Source organism: Providencia sneebia DSM 19967 (assembly GCF_000314895.2).
Taxonomy (GTDB): Bacteria; Pseudomonadota; Gammaproteobacteria; order Enterobacterales; family Enterobacteriaceae; genus Providencia; species Providencia sneebia.
The window spans coordinates 2,668,306-2,693,673 of record NZ_CM001773.1 but is presented as its reverse complement, the minus strand read 5'-3'; the positions used below and the strand labels follow the sequence as shown (position 1 = coordinate 2,693,673).

At 36.9% G+C, this 25,368-nt stretch carries 24 protein-coding genes, 2 tRNA genes and 2 pseudogenes; 14 read left to right on the top strand and 14 right to left on the bottom strand.

Annotated elements, in window-relative coordinates:
• Positions 1-102 precede the first annotated feature (102 nt).
• A tRNA-Ser gene (locus OO7_RS11255) sits at positions 103-190 on the top strand.
• Positions 191-195: 5 nt separating this feature from the next.
• Positions 196-271 (top strand) — tRNA-Thr (locus OO7_RS11250).
• Between the two features lie 61 nt (positions 272-332).
• Here OO7_RS11250 and OO7_RS17185 read toward each other — a convergent pair.
• Positions 333-702 (bottom strand): annotated as a pseudogene (locus OO7_RS17185) (tyrosine-type recombinase/integrase); the annotation flags it as partial.
• 150 nt (positions 703-852) lie between these two features.
• Here OO7_RS17185 and OO7_RS11240 point away from each other — a divergent pair.
• Both OO7_RS11240 and lpxL read left to right on the top strand, forming a co-directional pair.
• Positions 853-1,077 (top strand): hypothetical protein, encoded by a 225-nt coding sequence (locus tag OO7_RS11240; protein WP_008916054.1) that lies wholly within the window; start codon positions 853-855, stop codon positions 1,075-1,077.
• Positions 1,078-1,709: 632 nt separating this feature from the next.
• Complete coding sequence (lpxL, locus tag OO7_RS11235; protein WP_008916053.1) at positions 1,710-2,633, top strand: LpxL/LpxP family Kdo(2)-lipid IV(A) lauroyl/palmitoleoyl acyltransferase; 924 nt, start codon at positions 1,710-1,712, stop codon at positions 2,631-2,633.
• 108 nt (positions 2,634-2,741) lie between these two features.
• Here lpxL and OO7_RS17515 read toward each other — a convergent pair whose 3' ends face one another.
• Complete coding sequence (locus tag OO7_RS17515; RefSeq protein ID WP_008916052.1) at positions 2,742-2,942, bottom strand: hypothetical protein; 201 nt, start codon at positions 2,940-2,942, stop codon at positions 2,742-2,744.
• 288 nt (positions 2,943-3,230) lie between these two features.
• Here OO7_RS17515 and OO7_RS11225 point away from each other — a divergent pair, with 288 nt between their 5' ends.
• Positions 3,231-3,443: a hypothetical protein gene (locus tag OO7_RS11225; protein ID WP_008916051.1), complete on the top strand. Its 213-nt coding sequence runs from the start codon at positions 3,231-3,233 to the stop codon at positions 3,441-3,443.
• 183 nt (positions 3,444-3,626) lie between these two features.
• Here OO7_RS11225 and gltP read toward each other — a convergent pair whose 3' ends face one another.
• Positions 3,627-4,934: a glutamate/aspartate:proton symporter GltP gene (gene gltP / locus OO7_RS11220; protein ID WP_008916050.1), complete on the bottom strand. Its 1,308-nt coding sequence runs from the start codon at positions 4,932-4,934 to the stop codon at positions 3,627-3,629.
• A gap of 485 nt (positions 4,935-5,419) precedes the next feature.
• A complete protein-coding gene (locus tag OO7_RS11215; protein ID WP_008916049.1) occupies positions 5,420-6,088 on the bottom strand; it encodes a GntR family transcriptional regulator in 669 nt (222 codons plus the stop codon).
• 524 nt (positions 6,089-6,612) lie between these two features.
• Between OO7_RS11215 and OO7_RS11210 the strand changes: the two genes are divergently transcribed.
• Genes OO7_RS11210 through OO7_RS11190 form a run of 5 tightly spaced genes read left to right on the top strand, consistent with a single transcriptional unit; the run spans position 6,613 to position 12,832 of the window.
• Entirely contained in the window at positions 6,613-7,851 is a 1,239-nt protein-coding gene (locus OO7_RS11210) for an NRAMP family divalent metal transporter (RefSeq protein WP_008916048.1), read from the top strand.
• Between the two features lie 15 nt (positions 7,852-7,866).
• Positions 7,867-8,634: a LamB/YcsF family protein gene (locus OO7_RS11205; protein ID WP_008916047.1), complete on the top strand. Its 768-nt coding sequence runs from the start codon at positions 7,867-7,869 to the stop codon at positions 8,632-8,634.
• A 3-nt stretch (positions 8,635-8,637) separates the two neighbouring features.
• A complete protein-coding gene (locus OO7_RS11200; RefSeq protein ID WP_008916046.1) occupies positions 8,638-9,444 on the top strand; it encodes a putative hydro-lyase in 807 nt (268 codons plus the stop codon).
• 9 nt (positions 9,445-9,453) lie between these two features.
• Positions 9,454-11,088: a 5-oxoprolinase subunit B/C family protein gene (locus OO7_RS11195; protein ID WP_008916045.1), complete on the top strand. Its 1,635-nt coding sequence runs from the start codon at positions 9,454-9,456 to the stop codon at positions 11,086-11,088.
• Positions 11,075-12,832, top strand: coding sequence for an acetyl/propionyl/methylcrotonyl-CoA carboxylase subunit alpha (locus OO7_RS11190; protein ID WP_008916044.1), 1,758 nt, complete (start codon positions 11,075-11,077; stop codon positions 12,830-12,832). The genes OO7_RS11195 and OO7_RS11190 overlap by 14 nt, the downstream gene beginning before the upstream one ends.
• A gap of 90 nt (positions 12,833-12,922) precedes the next feature.
• Here the strand turns inward: OO7_RS11190 and OO7_RS11185 are convergent, their stop codons facing one another.
• Positions 12,923-13,192, bottom strand: coding sequence for a hypothetical protein (locus OO7_RS11185; protein ID WP_008916043.1), 270 nt, complete (start codon positions 13,190-13,192; stop codon positions 12,923-12,925).
• A gap of 425 nt (positions 13,193-13,617) precedes the next feature.
• Between OO7_RS11185 and OO7_RS11180 the strand changes: the two genes are divergently transcribed.
• Positions 13,618-14,160 (top strand): DUF924 family protein, encoded by a 543-nt coding sequence (locus tag OO7_RS11180; protein WP_008916042.1) that lies wholly within the window; start codon positions 13,618-13,620, stop codon positions 14,158-14,160.
• A 129-nt stretch (positions 14,161-14,289) separates the two neighbouring features.
• On the opposite strand, the gene OO7_RS11175 is transcribed toward OO7_RS11180, so the two are convergent.
• The 8 genes and pseudogenes from OO7_RS11175 to OO7_RS11140 form a co-directional block, all read right to left on the bottom strand.
• Positions 14,290-14,886 carry a molecular chaperone TorD family protein gene (locus OO7_RS11175; RefSeq protein ID WP_008916041.1) on the bottom strand — a complete coding sequence of 199 codons (597 nt, stop codon included), beginning with the start codon at positions 14,884-14,886 and terminating at the stop codon, positions 14,290-14,292.
• A gap of 187 nt (positions 14,887-15,073) precedes the next feature.
• Complete coding sequence (locus OO7_RS11170; RefSeq protein WP_008916040.1) at positions 15,074-15,850, bottom strand: dimethyl sulfoxide reductase anchor subunit family protein; 777 nt, start codon at positions 15,848-15,850, stop codon at positions 15,074-15,076.
• 1 nt (position 15,851) lies between these two features.
• A pseudogene (locus OO7_RS11165) lies at positions 15,852-16,470 on the bottom strand (DMSO/selenate family reductase complex B subunit).
• Positions 16,471-16,481: 11 nt separating this feature from the next.
• The gene (locus tag OO7_RS11160; RefSeq protein WP_008916038.1) at positions 16,482-18,911 is read right to left on the bottom strand and encodes a DMSO/selenate family reductase complex A subunit; all 2,430 of its coding nucleotides are present in this window, start codon (positions 18,909-18,911) and stop codon (positions 16,482-16,484) included.
• Between the two features lie 295 nt (positions 18,912-19,206).
• Positions 19,207-20,475: a mechanosensitive ion channel family protein gene (locus tag OO7_RS11155; protein WP_008916037.1), complete on the bottom strand. Its 1,269-nt coding sequence runs from the start codon at positions 20,473-20,475 to the stop codon at positions 19,207-19,209.
• A gap of 664 nt (positions 20,476-21,139) precedes the next feature.
• Positions 21,140-21,715: a DUF308 domain-containing protein gene (locus tag OO7_RS11150; protein WP_008916036.1), complete on the bottom strand. Its 576-nt coding sequence runs from the start codon at positions 21,713-21,715 to the stop codon at positions 21,140-21,142.
• A gap of 347 nt (positions 21,716-22,062) precedes the next feature.
• Positions 22,063-22,644: a cysteine hydrolase family protein gene (locus tag OO7_RS11145; RefSeq protein ID WP_008916035.1), complete on the bottom strand. Its 582-nt coding sequence runs from the start codon at positions 22,642-22,644 to the stop codon at positions 22,063-22,065.
• 81 nt (positions 22,645-22,725) lie between these two features.
• A complete protein-coding gene (locus tag OO7_RS11140; RefSeq protein WP_008916034.1) occupies positions 22,726-22,986 on the bottom strand; it encodes a DinI-like family protein in 261 nt (86 codons plus the stop codon).
• A gap of 218 nt (positions 22,987-23,204) precedes the next feature.
• Between OO7_RS11140 and OO7_RS11135 the strand changes: the two genes are divergently transcribed.
• Both OO7_RS11135 and OO7_RS17260 read left to right on the top strand, forming a co-directional pair.
• Positions 23,205-23,738: a GNAT family N-acetyltransferase gene (locus OO7_RS11135; RefSeq protein ID WP_008916033.1), complete on the top strand. Its 534-nt coding sequence runs from the start codon at positions 23,205-23,207 to the stop codon at positions 23,736-23,738.
• A 149-nt stretch (positions 23,739-23,887) separates the two neighbouring features.
• Entirely contained in the window at positions 23,888-24,016 is a 129-nt protein-coding gene (locus tag OO7_RS17260) for a hypothetical protein (protein WP_269077535.1), read from the top strand.
• A gap of 44 nt (positions 24,017-24,060) precedes the next feature.
• Here OO7_RS17260 and OO7_RS16525 read toward each other — a convergent pair whose 3' ends face one another.
• Positions 24,061-24,255: a DUF1345 domain-containing protein gene (locus tag OO7_RS16525; RefSeq protein WP_071524182.1), complete on the bottom strand. Its 195-nt coding sequence runs from the start codon at positions 24,253-24,255 to the stop codon at positions 24,061-24,063.
• 381 nt (positions 24,256-24,636) lie between these two features.
• On the opposite strand from OO7_RS16525, the gene OO7_RS11130 reads away from it, so the two are divergent.
• Positions 24,637-25,368, top strand: coding sequence for a carbonic anhydrase (locus OO7_RS11130; protein ID WP_008916032.1), 732 nt, complete (start codon positions 24,637-24,639; stop codon positions 25,366-25,368).

Below are 25,368 nucleotides of genomic sequence, written 5' to 3'. Positions count from 1 at the left end.
GAGAACAATTGAGTGAAGATTAGTCAAACGATATAAAAAAATCAATTTTTTTACTTTAAGGGGTAGACAAGCTCAGCGGATTCCTCCATAATCGCGCCCCATGGAAGGATGGCCGAGCGGTCGAAGGCAGCGGTCTTGAAAACCGCCGATGGGAAACCATCCTAGAGTTCGAATCTCTATCCTTCCGCCATATTAGCCGGCTTAGCTCAGTTGGTAGAGCAACTGACTTGTAATCAGTAGGTCACCAGTTCGACTCCGGTAGCCGGCACCAAATAAGAACCCGTTACATTTAATCGATGTAGCGGGTTTTTTCTTTTTATTTGTATGCATAATCACAATGCTCTAAGTCGTAGTTGTGCCATATTTGTGTCATCGTGTGACATAAGCGCGTCTATCTTCATTGCATGTTCAATGAGATTATTTGGTGCTAAATGAGCATATCTTCTTACCATTGCTATACTTTCCCATCCTCGCATTTCTTGAAGTGCAGATGATGGAACTTCCTAATGGAACAAGCCAACTCGCCCAAGTATGTCTCTAATCATGAAAACGAAAGTTTTCTATACCAGCTCTACATAATCCTATTTTCCAAGCCGTATTATCGTTAATTCTCATTTTCCTAACTTTAGCTGCTGGCGTTCCATCTGACCTATGCCATATTTAAATATGAACAAATATAAAACTCGGATGTTTTCCTATCCGCTTAGATTCTTCAACGGCGGCTTTGAATATGGGTAAGCAGTAGATGTCACTATTTTAATTCGCATTGTTAAAGCTATATTTAAAATCATCATGATACTCTGATTTTGATAGTTTTTAACTTTGTTCATTGAAAGATAAGTAAATACATTTATGAAATTAACTTACACACTGCTTTGTATATTGATGGTTTCAGGGTGTTCATTCAGCCCTACATTCGACCCTGATTATGAGCCTAATAGTTCTACATGGCCAAAACCTAATAAAGATGCTCGTACATCGGAACAAAAGAGAATTGATAGGGATGCTGTCCATGAACAACAAAGAGCAATTATGAGAGGTGAAAGGCCCGATTATGATGTATTTGATAAATACTAAGTAAAATTCATTCTTCCACAAGCTTTTAATTTAAGTTTTGCTGCGGTATGGCTATTGAGCAACATGTTTTTAGCTAAGTAGCTTAGCCGCAGAAATTAATCATATTGATTGTATCTTCTAGAAATTAAGCCAATTCTCATAGCATGGCGGCAAACGCCACTATTTTTTGATTCGCCTCTTCTATAAATTCCTTTCTTAGTGCAATAGTTCGATTATGGGTGTAAATTTAAGTAATAAAAAGCTCAAAAGCGATACCTATACTAAATACATTGATAAAATAATAAGGGTTAGAAACTAAAATCTCCTAGTCTGTCAACCAAGTATTCATTGGATGATAAATTGGGGGAATAGATTAGTTAAGCCCTAATAAAAAGCGTTGATTGCGGGTTATCCTAGTCGATATTAATCCCATGCCTGTCATTTTATGATGCATTAAAGGTTTGCTTCTTAATTAGATATAGGAATAAGCTGTGATGTCCGTTGGATTTTTTCATGATTGTTTATTGAATAGAATTATGCTAATAAACTGATTAGTAAGTTGATTATCGTGGTTTGAAATAGTTTTGAATTAAAATTAAAAATAGCAGTCTAATTTTGTTGTATACAGAAAAGATAGAGTATTGAGTAAGATAATGTACGCCAAAAACACGTTTTCGTTAAAGTTACTACACCCGAAATATGCTACAACATGGCTAGGGATCTTCGTTTTATTCTTGTTAGTTCAACTTCCTTATAAATGGCTTGTTTGGCTTGGTTCATTTTTAGGGGGAAAGTCGAAATATTTTATTAAAAGAAGAGTTTCAATTATTAGAAGAAACCTAGAATTATGTTTTCCCGATAAAAATGCTGAAGAAATAGATGCATTAGTTGTTGAGAATCTAAAATCATTAGGTATTGCATTATTTGAAACGGGAATTGCATGGTTCTGGAGTGATAAAAAAGTAAAAAAATTGTTCCAAGTGAAGGGGCTATCTAATTATCAGAATGCCGTTGCGAAAAATAAAGGCGTGATTATTATCGGGGTTCATTTTATGTCACTGGAGTTAGGTGGCAGAATAATGGGGCTCTGTTTTCCTGTTAATGCGATGTATCGTCCGCATAATAATAAAGCTATGGAATATATTCAAACAAAAGGTCGTTGTAGATCGGGTAAAGGAATGATTGACCGCAAAAATTTAAGGTTTATGGTTCAAGAATTGAAAAGTGGTAAAGCAATATGGTTTGCTCCTGACCAAGATTTTGGCCGGAAAGGCACAATCTTCGCACCATTCTTTTCAATTAAAGATACATCAACCTCAAAAGGGACCTCAACACTAGCACAATTATCTGACTCACCAACGTTGACAGTGACATTATTACGCAATAAAACCGGTCCATATTATGATTTGATCTTAGGTGAAGAAATAGCGGGTTATCCATCACATGATCCATTGAATGATGCAACGATAATTAATTCTGTATTAGAAAAAGAGATAATGAAAGCACCAGAACAATATTTGTGGGCCCATCGGAGATTTAAAACTCGCCCGACTGGAGAATCATCATTATATAATTAATATTCAATTTATGAGATAAGAGCCCTATTAATGTATTAATCGTTATCTTGGGGCTCTCTTTGTATTGATAATTATACTTCGTAAAAAGATGTTTTTTATTTAAAAATATCATTTCAAGGTTCTTTTCTTATTCATATATCGCCATATTTCAGGTGAATATAAAATCAGTGATAATAAAATAAAGCCAACAATTAAATAGCGATTAAAGCCACTGATTAGTACGATGGCAGTCATAATAATCATAAGGGAAGTACGCCATTTAAAATCAGATAATATATCAGTGATGATGTCAATTAGTTTATCAGACATGAATTTTACCTCCCAAGATAGATAAGGTTATATTAAATGATTTTTAATTTATAATCTATTCTTGTAACTATCTAATAATACGTTTATTTTTAAATTGGTTTTTTATGACTAATTTTGACTAAAACAGTAATTAATTTATTCGTAAAAAGAGTGGTTATGATATTAAAATAATGGATGATGATAATTGATTGACAAATTAAATAAAATCAGTATTACTTAAGGTAACTTATTCAATTAATTATATTTCATTGAATAGAAATTGAAGCGTTATAATCAGAGGAGAGTATTATGCAATTAAGACTTGGCACAATCACTATACATCCGGATGATGAACAAATAAATATTCCTGTTGATATTTATAAAGGAGAGGAGTTTATTACTGGTGCGCCATTAGCAAATATTGTGTATCAATCGACATTTAATTCAAGCAAACCTTTGGCAGAATATTATGAAGAAGCTAAAGATCATGCTTTAAACGTTATTAAGCAATTAAATCCGTAAGCTATAAAGTAAAAGCTACGCATTTAGATATCAGAAATGTGTAGCTAAATAATAAAATAAAAACCAGACAATCTATTTTTCATCTGTTATCTATTTTCAGCCATACTAAAAAAGATTCTTTATTTAACAAAACACCGAGACAAGCTCGGTGTTTTAATTGGAATATTGTGTAATTCTTAAGAATTAGAACGTTTTCTCATATTCACGTGCTTTCTCTGCATCGTAATTATGCTCCCACTTAGCAATAACCAGTGCAGCCAGTGCGTTACCAACAACGTTCAGTGCAGTACGCGCCATATCAAGTATACGGTCAACACCCGCGATGAAGGCTAAACCTTCCAGAGGAATACCAACACTGCCTAATGTTGCGAGCAAGACCACAAATGACACTCCAGGAACGCCTGCAATACCTTTAGAGGTGATCATCAATGTAAATACTAAGATAAGCTCTTGGCCGATGGATAATTCAATACCATAGAGTTGAGCGATAAATATTGCGGCAATACTTTGATATAACGTTGAGCCATCAAGGTTGAATGAATAACCAATAGGAATGACGAAACTGGTCACTGATTTTGGTGCACCGTATTTTTCCATTTTGTCCATAATACGTGGCAATACAGTTTCAGAACTTGCCGTTGAATAGGCTAATAATAATTCATCTTTTAAGATGCGCATTAACGTAAATATATTAATTTTACAATAACGAGCCACAATACCTAATATAACAATAGCGAAGAACAAAATAGCACAGTGAACTAAGATAACTAATTTTAATAATGGCACTAATGATGCAAAACCAAAGTTAGCGACAGTAACTGAAATGAGTGCAAATACCCCGATTGGAGCATACATCATAATCATGTTGGTTACACGGAACATGGTTTCGGAGAATGTTTGAATAACATCAAGTAAAGGCTGTTTTTTATCTTTAGGCAGTGAAGAAAGTCCTAAACCGAATATTACCGCAAAGAAGATGACAGGAAGCATATCACCGCTAGACATTGCTGCGAAGATATTACTAGGAACCATCGTTAATATGGTATTGATAATCCCAGAAGGATGACTTTCAACTTCTTGAGTCGTTTTTTCATATTGTGATATATCAACTTGGGTAAGTTGTGACATATCAATGCCAACACCTGGTTGGAATATATTGGCGAAACTAATCCCGACAATAATTGCTATTGTGGTAATAACTTCAAAATATAAAATAGTTTTAAAACCCAATGATCCTAATTGTTTGGTGTTTCCTACACCAGCAATCCCAACAACGAGTGTTGAAATAACGATTGGAACAACGATCATTTTAATTAACTGAATGAAGATTTTACCTGCTGGTGATAAAACATTTGATATTAACCAATCTTTGTATTCAGTACTTTCATGTAGATATGCACCAACAATAACACCCAAAATTAGAGCGATTAATATTTGCCATCCTAGGCCAAACTTAAATGGTTTCTTCGTTGAAATATGGTTTGAAGTCATAATGAAATCTCATTTATATTAATAATTTTTATGTTTGTCTTTTTCTTTCGATAAATCTTATAGCGAATATTCGTCGAAACTACAACCATTAGATCGAGAAAATTGAATCATTACGTCAAGTTATTTACCTATTCAAGAGAATTTTGTTGCATATTTGTATTATTTTGTAACAACGTGATAAATATTGGTGATTTTTTAGCTTAAAATTTGTGATGCTTTTTCAAGTAACAAAATTGGTTGATTTGTATTAATTGTTTAAATTGTGTTTATTAATTGTTAATTTTTGTGCGTTATATATACAGTTGATTTTAGCATAAAGTTTATTTTTGAAGTTATTAATCCAGTAAAGATGTGGAGGAGATATTTTATCGTAAATAAAGGGATTAAGAGGATAGAAAAATATATCCGATTAAGAATTTATATTATTAAATAATTAAAATTAACGCGCTATGTTCTTTTAATTAAGTGGCTTCTTAAATTTATTTTTAGATGCGATAACCAGATTGGCTTCTTTTATAAGCAGCAAGCAATGTGCGTTCTGATAAATCAAGGTAACCACTGAGTGCTTCCGCAGCTTCGTGATTTTTCCCTTTATCTAATAACTCTAAAATAGATTGATTTTTATCAATATAAGGTGCGTATAGAATTTTAGGATCATTAAGATGACCAAATGCAAGACGCAATTCAGCCGAAATATTCTTATAGAGTTTAATTAAACGCTCACTATCTGATAATTCAACAATGGCAGTATGAAATTGCATATTAGCTGTTCCTACACCAACCCAATCTTCATGTTGTTCATGAACACGCGCATTGCAAATAGCTTGTTTCATTTTTTGTACGGCAGGATGCAGGGCATAGGCATGCCTTAAAGAATCACATTCAACAAGACGGCGAACTTGGTAAATATCGATGATAGCTGCCATATCTGGGACAGAAACAAAGACACCTTTGTTGGGAGCGTAAGTTAGCAAACCTTCTTGTGTTAGCACTCTAAACACTTCACGTAATGTATTACGGGAAATCTCAAGCTCTTCACTTAAAGCAGCTTCAGATAAACGCTGCCCAGGTGTTAGCTCGCCAATTGTAATTTTATAGCGAATTGTTTCAGCTATGGTGACAGATAAAGTTTGTGTCATTGGTTGCTTAGTCATTAAGGCGGTTTCTGAAATTGAATAAATAGAGCGAATAGAAAATATAATATGTATAAAAATACATTGGCTTAGCAAATAGAGCTACCTATATTTTATAAATAGCATCATCATTTACTGAAATACTTTCCCGTTGTTGTCAATTTTAGACTATTGGCATTAATGTGACCAACAATCCTTGCATATCACTTACGGCGCTTCAAGCCCACTTTTGGTGCGACAATTATGAACTTATTTGTCAGCGCACTAAATCAGTGCAGTAATTCTTACTCACCCCCATCTATTTCTATCAAAATTTGTTAAATATTTATGTTATTTGTTAATTAAGTGATCAAGATTGTATTTTTTGATAGTGAAAAACGATTTTGATTGCGTGTTTATTCACCATTTTATATTAATTGTTCAACAATCAGTGCTACATGAATTAACAATAATAATCATTAGTAGAACAATGGCATGAAAATTGCCTGTTCTTATCTAAACACAACATGAATAACAACAACGATAATTTCGGAAGGAGTATGCGTATGGCAGCTCAAGAGAGTTCAAACACAGCAGAATTTGTAAAAAATAGGCGAAGCTCGCTGATTAGCGCAATATTTTTGATGGCAACATCGGCAATTGGACCAGGTTTTATTACACAGACAGCTACATTCACCGTCACATTAGGTGCTGCATTTGCCTTCGGGATATTAGCTTCCATCGTGATCGACTTTGTTGTACAGCAAAATATTTGGCGGGTTGTTACATTAACAAAGATGCACTCATCTGATATTGCAAACCAAGCAATACCGGGAAGTGGTTATGTTCTAGCCGTTCTTATTATTTTTGGTGGTTTAATTTTTAATATCGGAAATATAGCTGGGGCAGGATTAGGTCTGAATGCCATGGTAGGGCTTGACCCTAAATGGGGAGGACTGATTAGTGCCTTTTTAGCCATTTATATTTTCTCTTCACGTAAAGCAAGCACCTTTATTGACCGATTAATGATCGGATTAGGTGTTGTCATGATTGGATTAACACTATTTGTTGCTATTGCATCAAACCCACCTGTTGGTGAAGCACTTCGCCAAAGTGTTTGGCCTGATACTGTTGATTTTGCCATGATCACAACCATTGTGGGCGGGACTGTTGGTGGTTATATCTGTTATGCAGGTGCTCACCGTTTACTGGATAAAGGTGCCGTTGGTGTCGAAAATATTCATGTTGTTTCAAGTGCGGCGACCAAAGGTATTGTTGCCGTTGGTTTGATGCGTTACATCTTATTCTTGGCGATTTTAGGCGTAACCGCGAGTGGTGTTACTATTGATATCTCTAGCCATGCGGCTAATCCTGCGTCTCAAGCATTCCAAGCCGCGGCAGGTAATGTTGGATTACGTATTTTCGGCTTGATCTTATGGGCTGCGGGTTTGACGAGTGTCATTGGTGCCGCTTATACCTCAATGAGTTTTATCACGATATTCAAAAAATCAATTACAGAAAGACAGCGTAGTATTGCAACTATTGTGTTCATTGCTATTTCATTAGCGATCTACTTATTAATGGGAACAGCGCCAGCAGCACTGTTGGTTTTCGCTGGTGGTTTTAACGGATTGATTTTACCTATTGGTCTGACCATTTTTGTTTATATTGGCTGGAAGCGCGCAGATTTGATGTCTGGATATCACTATCCGCGTTGGTTACTGTGGTCAGGTATTGTGGTTTGTGCGCTTACTTGGTACATGGGTGCAATGTCTGTAGAAGCTATCTTTAATTATTTGAAATAGAGGTCAAATAGAATAATGAAAAAAATTATCGACTTAAACAGTGATCTCGGAGAGAGCTTCGGCCAGTGGAAAATGGGCAATGATGAAGCGATGTTACAAGTTGTCAGTAGTGCAAATGTGGCTTGTGGTTTTCATGCAGGATCACCCGCAGGCATTTTAAATACCTTACGGGCAGCGAAAGCGAACAATGTTGTTGTCGGTGCGCATGTGGGTTATCCAGATTTAGTGGGCTTTGGTCGACGTAATATGGATATAGCCTCGGATGAATTAATTGCAGATGTTATTTATCAGATTGGTGCTCTAAAAGGATTAGCCACTGCTGCGGGCTGTGAAGTGAAATATGTTAAACCACATGGCGCGCTTTATAACACCATCGCTCATGATAAACGCCAAGCTATGGCGGTTATTGAAGCAATTTGTGCAGTGGATAAAAATCTTATTTTAGTCGCATTAGCGGGTTCACCGCTTATCGATTGGGCAAAACAAAATAGCTTATCTGTAGTTGCTGAAGCCTTTGCAGATAGAGCTTACCATTCTGATGGAACTTTAGTTTCCCGCAAAGAAGCAGGCTCCGTATTGCATGATCCCAACATAGTTGCACAACGAATGCTGCAATTGGTCAATGAAGGTGGCATCACTTCAATTGAAGGAAAGTTTACCCCAATTGAAGCGGGTTCTATTTGTGTTCATGGTGATAGCCCCGGCGCATTAGCTATGGCACAACAGGTTCGCATACAACTCCAGCAAAATGGTGTTGAAATTGCTGCTTTTGCAAGGGGATAAATGATGAGCGAATTATTTAAAGCTTCAGTGAAAGCCATTAAAGCTGCGCAAGAAGCAAGAATGGCTATCCGACAAGGTTTTGATAGACCAACAGCAGGATTGGCGCCGGGTTTAACGCAAGCGAATATGATTGCTTTACCTCGAGATTGGGCATTTGATTTTTTACTTTATGCTCAACGCAATCCMAAAAGCTGTCCGATATTAGATCTTTGTGAATCAGGAAGTTGGCAAACCATATTAGCCGAAGGCGCTGATTTACGAACAGATATTCCGCGTTATCGTGTATGGCGAGATGGTCAGTTGGTGGATGAAATTACCGATGCTACGGCAATTTATCATGAACATCCCGACCTTGTGACTTTTTTGATTGGTTGTAGTTTTACATTTGAAACCGCCATGATTGAGGCAGGTATTGATGTTCGACATATAACAGATAACTCCAATGTTCCTATGTATAAAACGAATCGTTTATGTAGGCCTGCAGGGCGTTTACAAGGTGAGTTAGTCGTGTCGATGAGGCCCATTCCTGCAAGTCGTGTTGCTGATGCCGTGAGTATCACTGGTCGATTCCCTTCTGTTCACGGCACACCTGTGCACATTGGCGCACCAGAACAGCTGGGTATTCTTGATGTTATGCAACCTGATTTTGGGGAGCCAGTCCGTATTGAAGAAGGTGAAATTCCCGTATTTTGGGCATGTGGTGTTACACCTCAAGCGGCTGTGATGAAGTCGGGTGTACCATTTGCACTTAGCCATGCTCCGGGGCATATGTTTATAACAGATATTCCTGATGCGGCTTATCATGTGTAGAGGTGTTTAATGCGATTTTTACCCGTAAATTTAAGTGCTTTTATGGTGGAGTTACAAAGTCTTGAAGAGACAATGGCACTCACAAATTTACTTCGTGACATGTCACAACAATTAGAAATCGAAGAGATCACACCAGCAGCACGAACCATTTTGGTGCGTTACAATCCAATAATTACAGATGTAAATAGATTGATTAAACAGATTGCCAATTTGAATGTGTTGGCAACAGATATCAAAGCCAGCCAGTTGGTGACTATTCCTGTTCATTATAATGGGGAAGATTTATCTGAGGTTGCAACTTTCCTTGGTATGACAATAGAAGAAGTCATTGAAAGACATACCGGCAATGAATATCAAGTTGCATTTTGCGGTTTTGCTCCGGGATTTGCTTATATGGTTGCTGATAACGCGCAGCTTAATGTGCCTCGTCGATCATCTCCGCGTATTCGTATTCCTGCTGGCTCTGTGGCTCTTGCGGGAGAGTTTAGTAGTGTTTATCCACAAGCAAGTCCTGGTGGCTGGCAACTCATTGGTGTCACAGATGTTGCTGTGTGGGATATTCATCGTACAGAACCTGCATTATTGAAACCGGGTAACAGGGTAAGTTTTGTGGATGCTGCACGTGCTATTACGACATACAGTTTGCCGCAGGCAGCGAAAACAGAAGGCAAATCATTACAAGATAATAAAGTCAAAAATAATAATACTGAAAATAACGATATAAAAGTATTAGCTACAGGGCTACAAACGCTATTTCAGGATGCAGGGCGTATTGGTTTAGCTGCATTGGGTATCTCTGAATCAGGCGCGATGGATAAAAGTGCTTTGCGAAGCGCCAACCGAATTATGGGTAATCCACTTAGTGAAGCAGTATTAGAAATTACTCAGGGTGGATTTAAAGCTCAATTTAATTGTTCTGCTTTAGTAGCGATTACTGGTGCATCTTGTGCAATAGATATTGAAACAGTAGAAGGTGTGAAATATTCCGCGTATCAATATCAACCTATTCAGCTTGCAAAAGGCGACATCCTCCGTTTAGGCAGGACGAGTCAAGGCGTACGCAGTTATCTGGCTGTTCGTGGTGGTTTCCAAGTCACACCCATATTAGGGAGTTGCTCATTTGATACATTGGCTCAAGTGGGTCCTGCACCCTTGGCAATTGGGCAATCACTTGCAATTAAACCCGTTCAACAACAAACAGATGTTTTATTGAATGAAGAACCAAATATTGATTATCCAAGTAAAGATGAGGCTGTTGTTTTAGATATTATTCTTGGCCCTCGCACAGACTGGTTTACTCAGCAAGCTGTTCATACGTTAACATCGCAATTATGGCAGGTAACCGCAGATTCTAACCGAATTGGTTTACGCTTAGCGGGCGAAATACCGTTGGTGCGAGAAAAGCATCAAGAATTACCCAGCGAAGGAACATGTATCGGCGCAATCCAGATCCCAGCAAATGGACAGCCAGTGCTATTTTTAAATGATCACCCATTAACAGGTGGCTATCCGGTGATTGGCTCGGTGTGTGAATACCATTTAGATTTAGCGGGTCAAATTCCTGTTAATGCCAAGATAAAGTTTAACCCGATTGGGGAATTTAAAGAATTTGAAGGGAGTCTTACTGATTATGCCTACAACTAATTCAAAAACTAATCCAAAAATAAGTCCGAAAGTTTTAATTGCTAATCGTGGTGAAATAGCGGTGCGTATTATTCGCGCATGTCGCGATATTGGTTTCCAATCAGTTGCTGTTTATGCCGACTGCGATATTTCTGCTTTGCATGTCACAATGGCTGATGAAGCTTATGGCTTGTCAGGAAATACGCCAGCAGAAAGCTATTTGGATATGGATAAATTAATTGAAATAGCCAAAAAATCAGGTGCCACAATGGTTCATCCTGGTTATGGTTTTTTATCTGAGCGCGCAGAATTTGCACGTGCGGTTCAAGACGCTGGGTTAATTTGGGTGGGCCCTAATCCAGATACCATCGAGGTTTTAGGTGATAAAGTTAAAGCGAGACAAATTGCTCTTCAAGTTGGCGCGCCTTTGGTTGCAGGTACAAAAGAGCCTGTCAAAGATGTCAAAGAAGTTGTTGAATTTGCGCAAGCAAATGGTTTACCCATTGCAATTAAAGCGGCTTTTGGTGGTGGTGGACGTGGATTAAAAGTCGCTTGGAAAATGGAAGAGGTCGAGGAGCTATACCATTCAGCGGTCAGAGAGGCAACGGTAGCCTTTGGACGCGGGGAATGTTTCTTAGAAAAATTCTTGCACAATCCTCGCCATATTGAAGCTCAAGTGTTAGCTGATACTTTGGGGAATGTTGTGGTGGTGGGAACACGGGATTGTTCATTACAAAGACGCAATCAAAAATTAGTTGAAGAATCACCTGCACCTTTTTTATCTGAGGCTTTACAGAAACAGATTATTCAAGCGTCTGTTGATATTTGTACTAAAGCAAATTATGTCAGTGCAGGAACCGTTGAGTTTCTACTCAGCCAAGATAACACATTATCATTTTTGGAAGTCAATACACGTCTACAAGTGGAGCATCCCGTTACTGAAGAAACTGCGGGTGTAGATTTGGTTGTTGAACAATTACGCATTGCCCAAGGATTACCGTTAAGCATTAGTGAAACACCAAAACCTCGCGGCCATGCTTTTGAATTCCGTATTAATGCAGAAGATGCGGGAAATGGTTTTCTACCAACGCCGGGCACTATTATTCGATTTGATGCACCTTCAGGTCCAGGTATCCGTTTAGATAGCGGCGTTGTCGCTGGATCACGCATTCCTGGCACGTTTGATTCATTAATGGCAAAACTAATTGTTGTTGGTAATTCACGTGAACAAGCTCTTTCACGCGCCCGCCGAGCACTCGAAGAATTTACGATTGAAGGTGTTGCTTCAGTATTACCATTCCATCGCGCAGTGATGGCTCAAGCTGATTTTTGTGATGACTTCAAAGTGCACACACGCTGGATTGAAACTGAGTTTGATGTGAAAATTGATCCTGCGAAACGGCAACTTCCACAAGATGAAGCTAAATTAACCCGTACCTTTATCGAAATTGATGGTAAACGCTGTGAACTTGGCTTGCCAATGCAATTATTTGCAGGATTATCTGTATCACAAACCGAATCCGTATCTCATCAATCACCCACTGAAATCGCTCATGAACAGACAGTGAATGCGCCAATATCGGGTGTGCTATTCAATTGGTTAGTTGCAGAAGGGCAAACCGTTCAAGAAGGTGATGTGATTGGTGTGATGGAAGCAATGAAAATGGAAGTACAAGTCATTGCGCATCGCACTGGTATATTAAAATATGCGGCTAAGAAAGGGGATTACTTTGATGCAGAGAGTAAAATTGCCGACATCTGCTAACACTAAATAGTCGTGATTAATACAAAAGCAAGCGGAAGATTAGCTTGCTTTTGTTTTTATATAGAAAGCTTAATATTACTATTAAATATGTTATCGAGATTCACGTTTAGGTAGCGCGCGCAAAGGTGGATTTGGCGCAGGAACGACATGCTGTGTATCTTTATCAGCTTCATCGCTATCACGATAAACTTCACCACACAAAAAGTAGAGATTAGGACGTTTAGATTCCAAATAAGCCTTGCGAGTCATGCATTCTTGTTCACTAAATAAGGTATCTGTAACAGGAAGAGCATCACAAGCATCTGTTCCACAAGGACTTACCCACAATGCCCATCCAACAAGTACCATATGTACTGACATCTAAATCATTCCTAAAAGTAGTAGAGTAAATTAAGACTAACTATGACATCATTGATTATGATTTTTACATAATGAATTAATTAAACATTAGCTTATTAAATAGTAGCTTTAAATTAAATTTTATCATTGGATTGCTTAAATGTATGCAGCAGTATTAAGAATGATGATAAATTTGCTTAAAATATTTAATTAGCATCTTCTTTATATAATATATGATTGAAAAAAGTGTTTAATGTTTTTCTTAACAACAATATGAGTCACTTTGTGGTTGAGTTAAATGACTATATTTTGGAACAACCTCGCAAAATCACAAAATAATTATCTAATTATGGCGGATTTAAGAGGTTGCTCATAAAAATAATAATGAGTTTTATTTACGATAAAAAATAACTTATCACAATTAAAATTATAGGTATTTTAACACGATGAATGCCATGGAAAATGTTTTGACATTTTGGTTTGAAGAATGCACGCCTAAACAATGGTTTGAAAAGAATATAAAGTTTGATGTCATGATCGCCCAGCGCTTTGGTGATATTATTGAAAGGGCATCTCAAGGAGAACTCGCATTTTGGCGTTTATCGATCCGAGGTCGGTTGGCTGAAATTATTGTATTAGACCAATTTTCGCGTAATGTGTGGCGTGATACACCAAAAGCCTTTGCTCAAGATAAAATGGCACTTGTTTTGGCGCAAGAAGCGATTAAACAAAGTGATTATAATATGCTGACGTTATCTCAACGTAAGTTTATATTGATGCCATTTATGCATTCAGAATCACGTTTTATCCACCAACAAGCTGTGGAGCTTTTTCGGGGTTTAGGTGATGAAAGCACGCTCAATTATGAGATGCAGCATAAAGCGATTATTGATCGCTTCGGACGATATCCGCATCGTAATGCCATATTAGAACGCCCATCAACAAAAGAAGAAATTGACTTTTTACAGCAACCAAATTCGTCATTTTAACTATCAATTTTAATTAATTACTTGATATTAATCTGAAGGTTATATGTTTGTAAAAACAATATTAAATATGCAGCTTAAAGTAAGAAATGGCTGCATATTTAACCGTTTGATTAAACAATGCTTAATTGGTTAACGGAATAACTCAGCAGCAACAGGTGTTAGGTGATGTTTTTGTTGTAAGTCCTGTAAGTATTTTTCTGTCACTTGGGCGAGTTGAGGATAAAACGGATACTCAGTTTGCGTTTCCTGAACTAATTTTAAATAACGATAAGCCCATGGCAACAAAAATTGCTCAAGAAGGGTAGTGATAGCATCGGTTTGTTCTTGTTCGCCAAAAACGGATAGCGCCATCAACATTAAGCCAAACTGATCTTCTGGTTCACGCAATCCCGTCTCTGTTTCTAGGCTGTGACCCGCTAAGAATTGACGATAATGGCTGGTGGATGTGCCCATAACGATATTGTCGCGCTCAAGATAAACTGATCCCCAAGGCGGAGCAGGCATAACGCCTTGACCTTCAAAAAGGACGGAAAAGTCATAAGCGAGATCATCGGCTGATTGTTGTGATAAAGATAAGCTCAATGGTCGTAATTCTTCCATATTATCCCATTCATACCATAACGGAATATCGCGAAGTAAAGGAATGATTTGCGAAACAGTTTCTGACTGTGGTGAATAGTAAAAACAAGCACCTAAAATGCGCGCGAGTGTTGTATTAATGGTCATTATTATTCTCTTTTTTGATTAATATTGCAGTTGCTTCTCACTAATATTGTTGCTAAATACGAATGTAATGAGATGGTGATACTTTTTAGTGCGTCAACTGTTCAATGGTTTTACTGTTATGCCATTTAAATTGATAAGCCTGCTATTGCAGGCTTATCAGAGTTAACATGTCAACACGTTAAATCAATTACATAGTAATTTGCCACAAATTATAGAAGGCAATTCTACCAGCAAGTTCTGCAAGAATAACAGCGCTAGCACAGGTTGCTAATAGGGTTTTTGGCGCGTTTTGTTTGAGAGCCATGCCAATAAATCCTGCTAATGCAATCACTAGCACAATCACTTGGAAACCCCAAAAGCCAGTTTGTTCAGCACTGATTGCAGGGCCAGTTTCAGCTAAGAATGATAAATAACCTGCGCGGCTAGCAAAAATAACAATTGTACCGATGAGGAAAGAGGCGATACCAAGACCTCTAGCACCAATTGCCATAGCTAATGCACCGCCACCAACAAACATTGTCATCCACATTTGTAGCGTCGTGTAATTGGTATTCCAATTTGCAATAGATGAAATGTGGTAGACCTGCGGTATTGACCAGACAAAAGCAAGTCCGAATATAACCGTGGCGATATTGGATAATTCACGCAACATTGGGCGTTTATAGAACAGCGTAAAGAATAATGTCGCTGCTGCAAAAGCCACAAATACACCACTTAAGAATGCTTCATTACTCATTGGTGAACGACCGACACCAAATAACATATTGAAGAAACGCAATGGTTGCCCTTCGTGTAAACCGCCAATTCCTAGCCCAATCATCACAATGATAAATGCTAATATATTGGCATTTCTTAGCTGATTATCATTAATAGTGCCCATTCTTCTGCTGATATAAGCCAGTAAAAAGAGACCTGCTGCTGATTGTCCGAAGACGGTGAAAAAGACTAATGGTAGTTCATGCATTTTACACCTCCGCCGGATTTTTCAGTTGGCCACTTTTATCACCGACAGGTTTAGCGTCTTTATGTGGCTTAATGACAATATTAGGGTTTGTTATGCTCGGATCAGGCATTGGTGCAATACCGCACTCTGTACCATGTAGTTCGCGAAGCAAGTTGATGTCGTCAAAATCTAAAGCGCGTTGTGGGCAGGATTCAACACAAACAGGTTTCATCCCTTTTTCAACACGTTCGTAGCAACCATCACATTTGCTCATCAATTTCTTTTCTTCATCATACTGTGGTGCGCCATATGGACAGCGTAATTCACAGTAACGACAACCAACACAAATTGATTGGTCAACGACCACTAAACCATCTTCAGTCCGTTTATGCATCGCACCTGTTGGGCAACCTTCAACACAAGTTGGATTTGAACAATGGTTACATGAGATTGATAAATAATAGTTATAAATATTTTGCTGCCAAATACCATCTTGTTTTTGCCAGCTACCACCACCAAATTCATAAACACGACGGAATTTAGGGCCTAAGCCTAAGATCTTTTTCATCCTTACAACTGACCTGACAGGTTTTACAGCCAGTACATTTTGTGGAGTCAAAATAAAAGCCATATTGTTTCATCATTTAACTCCTTAAGCGCGTTTCACTTCAACAAGGTTAGTATGCTGTGGTGTTCCTTTCGCTAATGGTGAAGGAACCTGTGAGGTTAGGGTATTGATACAACCTCCTGTATCCAATCCGGCTTGGTCTAAAGTCCGCCATGCGCCTTGTGGAACAGCAATTACGCCCGGTAATACACGCTCTGTCACTTTAACTTGAACTTGAATGCGACCGCGGTCATTAAATATTTCAGCAATATCGCCACTATTCAAACCACGTTCTTGAGCATCAATTGGATTTAACCAAAATTGATGAGGTATCGCTTCACGTAACATTGCGACATTAAAATAGGTTGAGTGGACATGGCCTTTATCATGGAAGCCCGTCATCAGAAGAGGGAATTTATCCTGACTATTTTGACGCTCAACGCCTTCATGGTTTACACAATATTCTGGGATTGCAGGAATACGTTGACCTTCTGGTAATTCCCAATTTTTAACGCGTTCAACTAATTGCTCAGAATAGATCTCAATCTTGCCTGATGGTGTTTTAAGTGGATTATTTATCGGGTCATCACGGAAATCTTTCAGCGCGATATGTTCTGCTGTATTGGCAAATCGGCGATCAATAATTCCACCGCCATCTGTTTCACTGAATTCCGGAAGATGCGGCATTTTTTCACGGGTTTTGTTATAACAAAATTCAATCCATTCCTCATAAGTGCGTCCTTCAGTGAACTGATCTTTCACACCCATTTTTTCAGCAATTTCGGCTAATACGTCATAGTTAGGACGGTTTTCCCACAAAGGTTCGATTGCATTTTGTAAACGAACCAAATAGTGATAAGCCCCACTAGCATAAGAGTTATTGATTAAATCATTAGTTTCAACTGGCGTCACATCAGGCAATAGCAAGTCTGCATATTGTGCTGATGGTGTATTGTGGTTATCCCAAACTAAGATAAATTCACATTTGGATTCATCAGATAAAATTTCGTGAGTTTTGTTTAAATCGGCATGTTGATTACCAATAACATTACTGGAATAACACCACATAAATTTAATATCATTATTGAGCTTATCAGCGCCTTTAATACCGCCATTCTCAGCTGTTAGCTCTTTACCGCGAACAATAGCTTCAGTCCACATAAATGATGGTAATGTTGCTTTTACTGGGTTAGGAAGGCCAAAGCCCGCAACTGGGTAAGTAATACTATTTCCCCACAAGCCGGTATTCGTACCTGAGCGGCCAATATTTCCAGACATAATTGGTAGCATCATGATAGCACGGCAAGCTTGTTCGCCATTTTCAGTGCGTTGTAATCCCCAGCCTTGAGAGATCCACGCATGTTTTGAATTACCCACTTCGCGTGCTAATTGAATAATACGCGAAACAGAAATTCCCGTTAACTTACTTGCCCATTCTGGTGTTTTAGCAATGCCATCAGGGCCATTATCTAAAATGTAATCTTTATAAGAGGCATTACGTGGCGCTGATTCAGGCAGGGTATTTTCATCCCAACCTACACAATAATTTTTCAAGAATTCTTCATCAGTTAAGCCTTCTTGAATCATGACATAGCCCAAAGCAGCAACTAGAGCGGCATCTGTACCTGGATAAATAGGTATCCATTCTGCACCTAGTGTTGTAACACTGTCAGTACGGCGCGGGTCAATGATAATGACTTTGGCTTTACTTTTATCAAGTGCATTTAGGGTTTCATAAAACTGACCGCCACCTGACATACGCGTTTCAGCAAGGTTATGCCCAAACATGACCACTAAATCAGAGTTTTGGATTTCAGATAACAGAGATTCTTCAACACTCCCATAGACATAAGGTGTGATCTCCATTAGCTGGGCATAAGAATATGTGCCGTAATCGCCGAGAAAGCCGCCTGTTAGGCTAAGCAGACGTTTACATGCCGCACGGCCGTGCAGGTTAGCACCCGTAGAGCCTGTGCCATATTGATAATAAATAGCATCACTACCATAGTTATCAATGGTGTATTTGAGTTTTTCAGCAATAATAGATGTTGCTTCATCCCAACTGATTTTTTTGAATTTTCCTTCACCGCGTTTACCAACACGCAGCATAGGATATTTTAAACGATCTGGATTATAAGTTTTCCAACGAACTGAACGACCACGTAAACATGGGCGAATTTGGTGTTCACCTAATGTTGAGTCATCATACATTGTTTCATTAGAAATCCTGCTGATGACGCCATCTTTAACATGGACTTTCAGTGGACAGCGGCTACCGCAGTTAACCAAACATGCGCTATAACTGATTTTTTCACTGATTTCATCAGGCATTATTGTTGGTGTTTTTGCTTTCGCAGAAAATGGTAGAGCGATGGAGCCCGCAACAGCAGCTGCTGTAGCAACAGTGGCTGAAGTTTGTAAAAACTCCCTCCGACTCAACTCTCCAAAAGTAGTATTTTTATTAGTTTTATACATTGACATTGCCTATATAAGGTAAAGTTCGAATATCACTTCTCACTTACTATGTTAAAAAAAATAACAACAAAGTGTTATGACTTAAATCAACAATACTCTTGATAAATCAAAGGGTAGCGTGAGAAATTTATAGGATTGAAATGATTTTATTGGCTAATTTCTAGCAAGATCATCCTATTTAAATTACTTATCATTATATTATTTTTTACATAACGGTCTGGTGGAAGTCAGACATTAGAGGGGGTTACCCCTCCAATGCTTACCACCATGGTAGTAATTACATAATAAAAGTTAATTAATTACATGACGTATCAGATTTTTCTGCGACTAAACCAATAGCACGCATATCTTTACCTGTAGGAGACTGGTGAACTTGCAGATTAAACTGCGGCAGGATAGAAAAAACATGGTCAAAAATGTCGGACTGTATACGTTCATATTCAATCCAAGCCGTTGTATTGGTGAACGCATAAATTTCGATAGGTAATCCATTATTATCCGACTCTAATTGTCTAACCATGATCGTCATTCCTTTATGAATATTCGGATGTGACTTCATGTAAGCTTCAATATAAGCACGGAATGTTCCAATATTGGTTAGTCGACGCTGGTTTAGTGGAACATTTTTATTTTCAGGAATACCCGAATTGAATTGCTGAATTTCGGCAATTTTATTATCTATATAAGGTTCTAATAGATTCGCTTTTTCGAGTGAAGCGGTTTCTTCTGCACTGAGAAAATGAATACTTGTTGTATCCAATCGAATGCTACGTTTAATCCGTCTACCACCGGATTCCGTCATTCCTTTCCAGTTTTTAAATGAATCAGAAATTAATGCATAGGTTGGAATAGTGGTAACAGTATTATCCCAGTTACGGACTTTAACGGTGGTTAAACCGATATCAATAACTGCACCATCTGCGCCATATTTTGGCATTTCTAGCCAGTCACCAATACTTACCATGTTATTTGCAGATAATTGAATACCGGCGACTAAACCCATAATTGGGTCTTTAAATACCAGCATCATGACAGCTGTCATCGCACCTAACCCACTCAAGAGAATGAGCGGTGATTTCCCGATTAACAATGAAATAATCATGATAACAATTAGCACGCTGGCAATCAGCTTAATGCTTTGGAATATACCGCGTAGAGGAAGATCTGCGGTTTTCGCTGCACGTTGCAATATGCTAAGTAATATATCGAGAATTGAGAAGAATGTTAGCAGGCCAAATAATAAGCACCAAGCTTGAGATACAACAGTCAGGATCTGTTGTGCGGTTGAATCAGTATGCAACCAAAGCATAGCTTGAATATTGACTACAATACCTTGAATAATAAAGGCGATACGATTGAATAGATTAAATTGTGTCAACTGATGTTGCCAGCCCCCCCCTTTTTGTTGGCCACTTTTTTCGAGGCGAGGCAGAATAATTTTGTGCAAGATAAAATGCAAAATTAAGGCTACAACAATAATTAAGCCTAAAACAGCTAAAAGTGAAGCAATATCAGCGTATTCTTGATTAAACTGGCGAACCCAGTCTCGCAGTTGCTGCTGCATGTTCTCTCCTTCTTGAATTGACATCAAAAAATTAAAATTGATTCTTTTACTATATAAATGAATCTGTTACTGATAAATAGTAACATAGATTTAACTCAAATTCATTAATTAGGGGAGATTTGATTTTTGAGAAGTGGTGATTAAGCGGTTTTTGAATAGAAATACAATTATATGTTGTGTATATGGATACGTTGTGAATATAAAGAATGGTTATGAAATTATGAGAAGAGATAAAAAGACAGCCTTAATAAATGTTAAGGCTGTTTTGCAAAAAAGGTGCATAGAACGCTAAAGATGAGGTTATAAAAAACGGTCTTACATGAAACGTTTAGCAAGTAATTCAACAACTTCTTGAACATTGCTAATAAATTCTTTGATGGTATTCATAGATGCTCCAAAAAAATTAAAATGTGATCCAGATCACTTGCGAGCATTCTAGCTTTTGTCTCAATAAAGTCAAGATAAGAGTTATAAAAAAATTTTAAAATTTAAAAATAATTTTATAACTCTTATCTTGGCTGCTGATGAATGTGAAATGTAAATTAGTGATAAGAGGATAAGAGGATAAGAGGATAAGAGGATAAGAGGATAAGAAGGGTAATGAAGAAAAAAGCGAGTAATTGGCCGCGAGTATTCATTATTCACGGCCAATGATAGAAGTTTATTATTTGCTAGTTTTCTTAAGGGCGCCAGCAAGAATGAATAAGTTGAAAGAGCTAAATAGCAACTCAATACCAATGAACAAGGTTAATAAAGTAATAGAAGTTTCAATGTTTCCACTTAGGAACAGGTAAGCAATAATGAAATCTAAAACCCCGATAAGGATATTCATTAGGCCTGCGGCGCTATTAAATATTTTTACTCCAACATAAATGCGGATTACACCACCGATAAGGAATAATATTGCGACAAATATTGCCAGCAACAGTAAACTTGGTAGAGGATCGGTGATAAAAGCGTACCCAAGAATCAAATAAGCAATACCGGCAATAAAGCTGAATATTACAGAGACTCCGCCATAGAAACGGTTGAAAATAATATTACAAATAACAGCAATACCACTGATAAGTAACATCACCCCAATTAGTGAGCTAAAGGCAATACCTGAAACAATTGGATTTGTGATACAAACAACCCCGCCAATCAGCAGCAATATGGCGACAAGATAAATAATCGTTCTGCTCCCTTTCAGTTGAGATTCTGCGAGTTTACTGATTTGATCTTGATTTAAATTTAGCATAATAAAGCACCACCTTACTTCAAATAAATAGTGAGTAACTGTGTTGAAGCGAATTATTTCTAAAAGTATAGGGCAATAGAAATTAATTCAACCTCTATTTAATAATATTAGATGATTGTTTAAAAATGACGATTATAAATTGATATTTTGGTTAAGAATCGAGATTATAAGAAGTTCGTTATTTAGTGCAGTAGGTTAATGTTAACCCAAAAAATGATATAGTTCAGAAGAAATAAAAATTGAATTGAGAATAAGCAAAAGTCATTCAACCAGAAACCCACTATTAAAATGAGCTTTCTGGCTGATTTACATTGCTTGTAGAATACGGCAGAACAAATAAGTTAAATCTAACAAATTTTTCCTTGCAAAAAGTCGCTCAATGAAGAAATGGTTGCCATTCCTTGTAGTGCTTGCATACTTTGTTGATGTAATTCTAATGTTGCTGCTGCACAAAGCTCATCAATGACACTAACTCGATAACCTAAATCATGCGCTTGGCGGGCACTACTTTGTATTGCCATTAAAGAGCTGACACCACCAAAAATGACATGGTCAATATTATTTTCTTTCAGCCATTGATCTAACTTATTGTTTGCAAATGCGCCTACACCTTTTTTAATAAAAATATGATCATCAGGTTGAACATTTAAATGAGTAATCCACTGACAACCTGGCTGACTTAATTTTAATGCGCCGATTTCCTTAGCTTTGTGAAACATAGGTGAACCAGCGGGAATATCGTGATAGTCATCAGCAAAACCAACTTTTATCCATATAAGGGGAATATTTTTTTCACGAGCATACATTGCCGCTTTATTAGCATGTTCAACAACATTACGCGCTTTGGTCTGTTGATAACTGCTATTTGATAATCCATTTTGACCAACAATTTCTTCAATAAGATCAATAATGATTAATGCTTGCGTCATGCTTTTCCCTTACTATTTATTTCATTAGGTCATTAGACGTTATCATGATGATTAATCTTGTTCAAATATCGTGAGTAAAGGTTAATCTTCTAGATTTTGTTCTGGAAGCCAGCCATCATCTTGCCAAATTTCTTCTAAGATCTCTTCAATACGTGCTTTATCTTGAGTTAATTTAGTGCCTGATATATTAATACGTTGGCTAGAGCTAAAAGCGACTCTCGTTACCATATCCGGATATTGAGGACTGAGCTTGCGTTGAATTTCAGCTTCTAGAGCATGCAACATTACATCAGTTGGTTTTTGTAATGCATTTTTATCAAATAAAATTTCAATACGTAACATAATATCACCTGTCAAATGCTGTTTATATATCCAGTATTTTTGATTTATGGCGAGAAAAAGTCAATATTATATTGATAATTTTTTTAAGGTAATTCATCATCGCCGATGAAAAAATACACTAGGATTTTTATGGTAATAAAAACAAGATGTTAACAATAAACATTTTAGGTGACTAAACAATATTTTCAAAAATAGAGTAATAAAAAACGAGGGAATTTATGCTAACTATAAAAAAACTGACAAGTGAAGATTCATTTGAATTAGATAAGGTCAATTATCTTTATGATATGGCTTTTCCGGCTTTTGAAAAGAGAAGCCATTCAGGTCGTCAAACCATATTAAAACATGCTAATTTTCATTTATATTACTTTTCTAATAATGATGTGTTTGTAGGATTTGTTGGTGGTTGGCAATTTGATGATTTCTTTTATATTGAACATTTTGCAATCTCATCTGAGCTGAGAGGGCAGGGATATGGCCAAAAAGCACTTATGTTACTTTGTCAAAAAGTCACTAATATTATTTTAGAAATAGAGCCTGTTGTTGACGAAATAACACAAAAACGATTACGTTTTTATTCTCATTGTGGTTTTAAAGAAAATAGTTTTCAGCATGTACATCCGAATTATCACAGTGAATATCAACCTCATGAGCTAGAAATCTTAAGTTTTCCTTCTTCAATAAGTGAAGATAGCTATCAACAATTCAATGATAAATTGACCAAAGTGGTAATGCACCCTGATTTACTCTAAAGATCAAGAACGAGCTATAAAAAGCAGGTTTAATCACGCTATTTTTATTATGGAAAATTATAAAGGTAAATGATTTAAAATTGACTATCCAAATTCAGTGAACAATGCTAGCTTAATCCTAAGTATAGTAATGCCTATGAGAGGTTAATTTGAAAAATCTATTTCGACAATTACTAGATAATAAATATGTCAGCTATATTGTGAGTGGATTTATGATGCTATTTCTTGGGATCCCACCTGTAGAGGCTGAAGATTATTACAGTGCAAAACATAAATAATTGAGTGCCGTGCTTATTACGCTTATTCTATAAATGCCGATTGATTAGCATTTATAGAATTCTAAAACAGATGTAAAGCTTAATCCTAATATTGCTATATTGAATATAAATGAAATCACTGATTGGAATAAGACCGCTTCTTGTCTTGGCGATGAGTCTATTTCTACATCAGCTTTTTGCAATACGTCGGCAATAGTAAATAAAAAATATATAAAATCTGAATAATTTGGTTCATTCATCAGGAAAACGCAACCAAGGTTTACTTTGGTTCGGATTGCCGCAATACAAGTGTGTATAAAACATTGGATGGATAATTATATGTTGTTCAACTTGAATACTCCTGAAAAGCCCTTCTAACTGTGCAAAAAATAACGTTAATTGCGATTTTTATTCCTAGAATTAATGAATAAAGTAATTATGTGCTCTGTACCTTAATGGTTAGCTAATATTGTCATACCACTTAGCAATATTGATTAATTATGTTTATCTTAATCAAATATAAGATGTTTTATTTTAAATTATCTGTCTCAGCCGGATAATTAATAAGATAAATCCCAATATTATTTATGAGAACCAAGGTGTAGTTTTAGATCTCGACTAACAACTTGAGTTATTATTACATGAGTTACAAAAGAACTATATTATGTATTTTGACAGCTTTCGCTTTTTCATCACATGCTAATTCATTGTGGACATACGAAGGCTCTGGAGCCCCTGAAAATTGGGGTAAATTGAGTGATGAATTTAAAGCTTGTGAAAATGGATTTAATCAATCTCCGATTAATATTGATAATGTGATTGATGGGAAATTAAAACCACTCAATATAAACATACATACTCATGCCCAAAAAATTATCAATAACGGGCATTCAATACAAATAAATGTTAATGATGACGATGATTTTTCTATTGATGGGTCAACATACCAATTAAAACAATTTCATTTTCATAGTCCAAGCGAAAATGAAATAAAAGGCCAACAGTATCCTTTAGAATTACATTTTGTTCATGCTAAGGAAGATGGCCAAATTGCCGTATTAGCCATTATGCTTGAAGAAGGTGAATTTAATCCAGCTATAGAGCAAATATTGTCAAACATACCAAAAGAAAAAGATCAGGAAAAAGAATTAGGTAAAAATATCAACTTAACGGCACTTTATCCAGAAGACAAAAGTTATTACCGATTTAGCGGTTCTTTAACAACGCCTCCATGCACAGAAGGTGTTGTATGGTTAGTCATGAAGCAGCCAATAAAAGCATCACAAGCACAAATAAGAAAATTTCAAAAAGCGTTAGGACATGCAAATAATCGACCTATTCAGCCTTTACATGGTCGATTGATTGTAAATTAA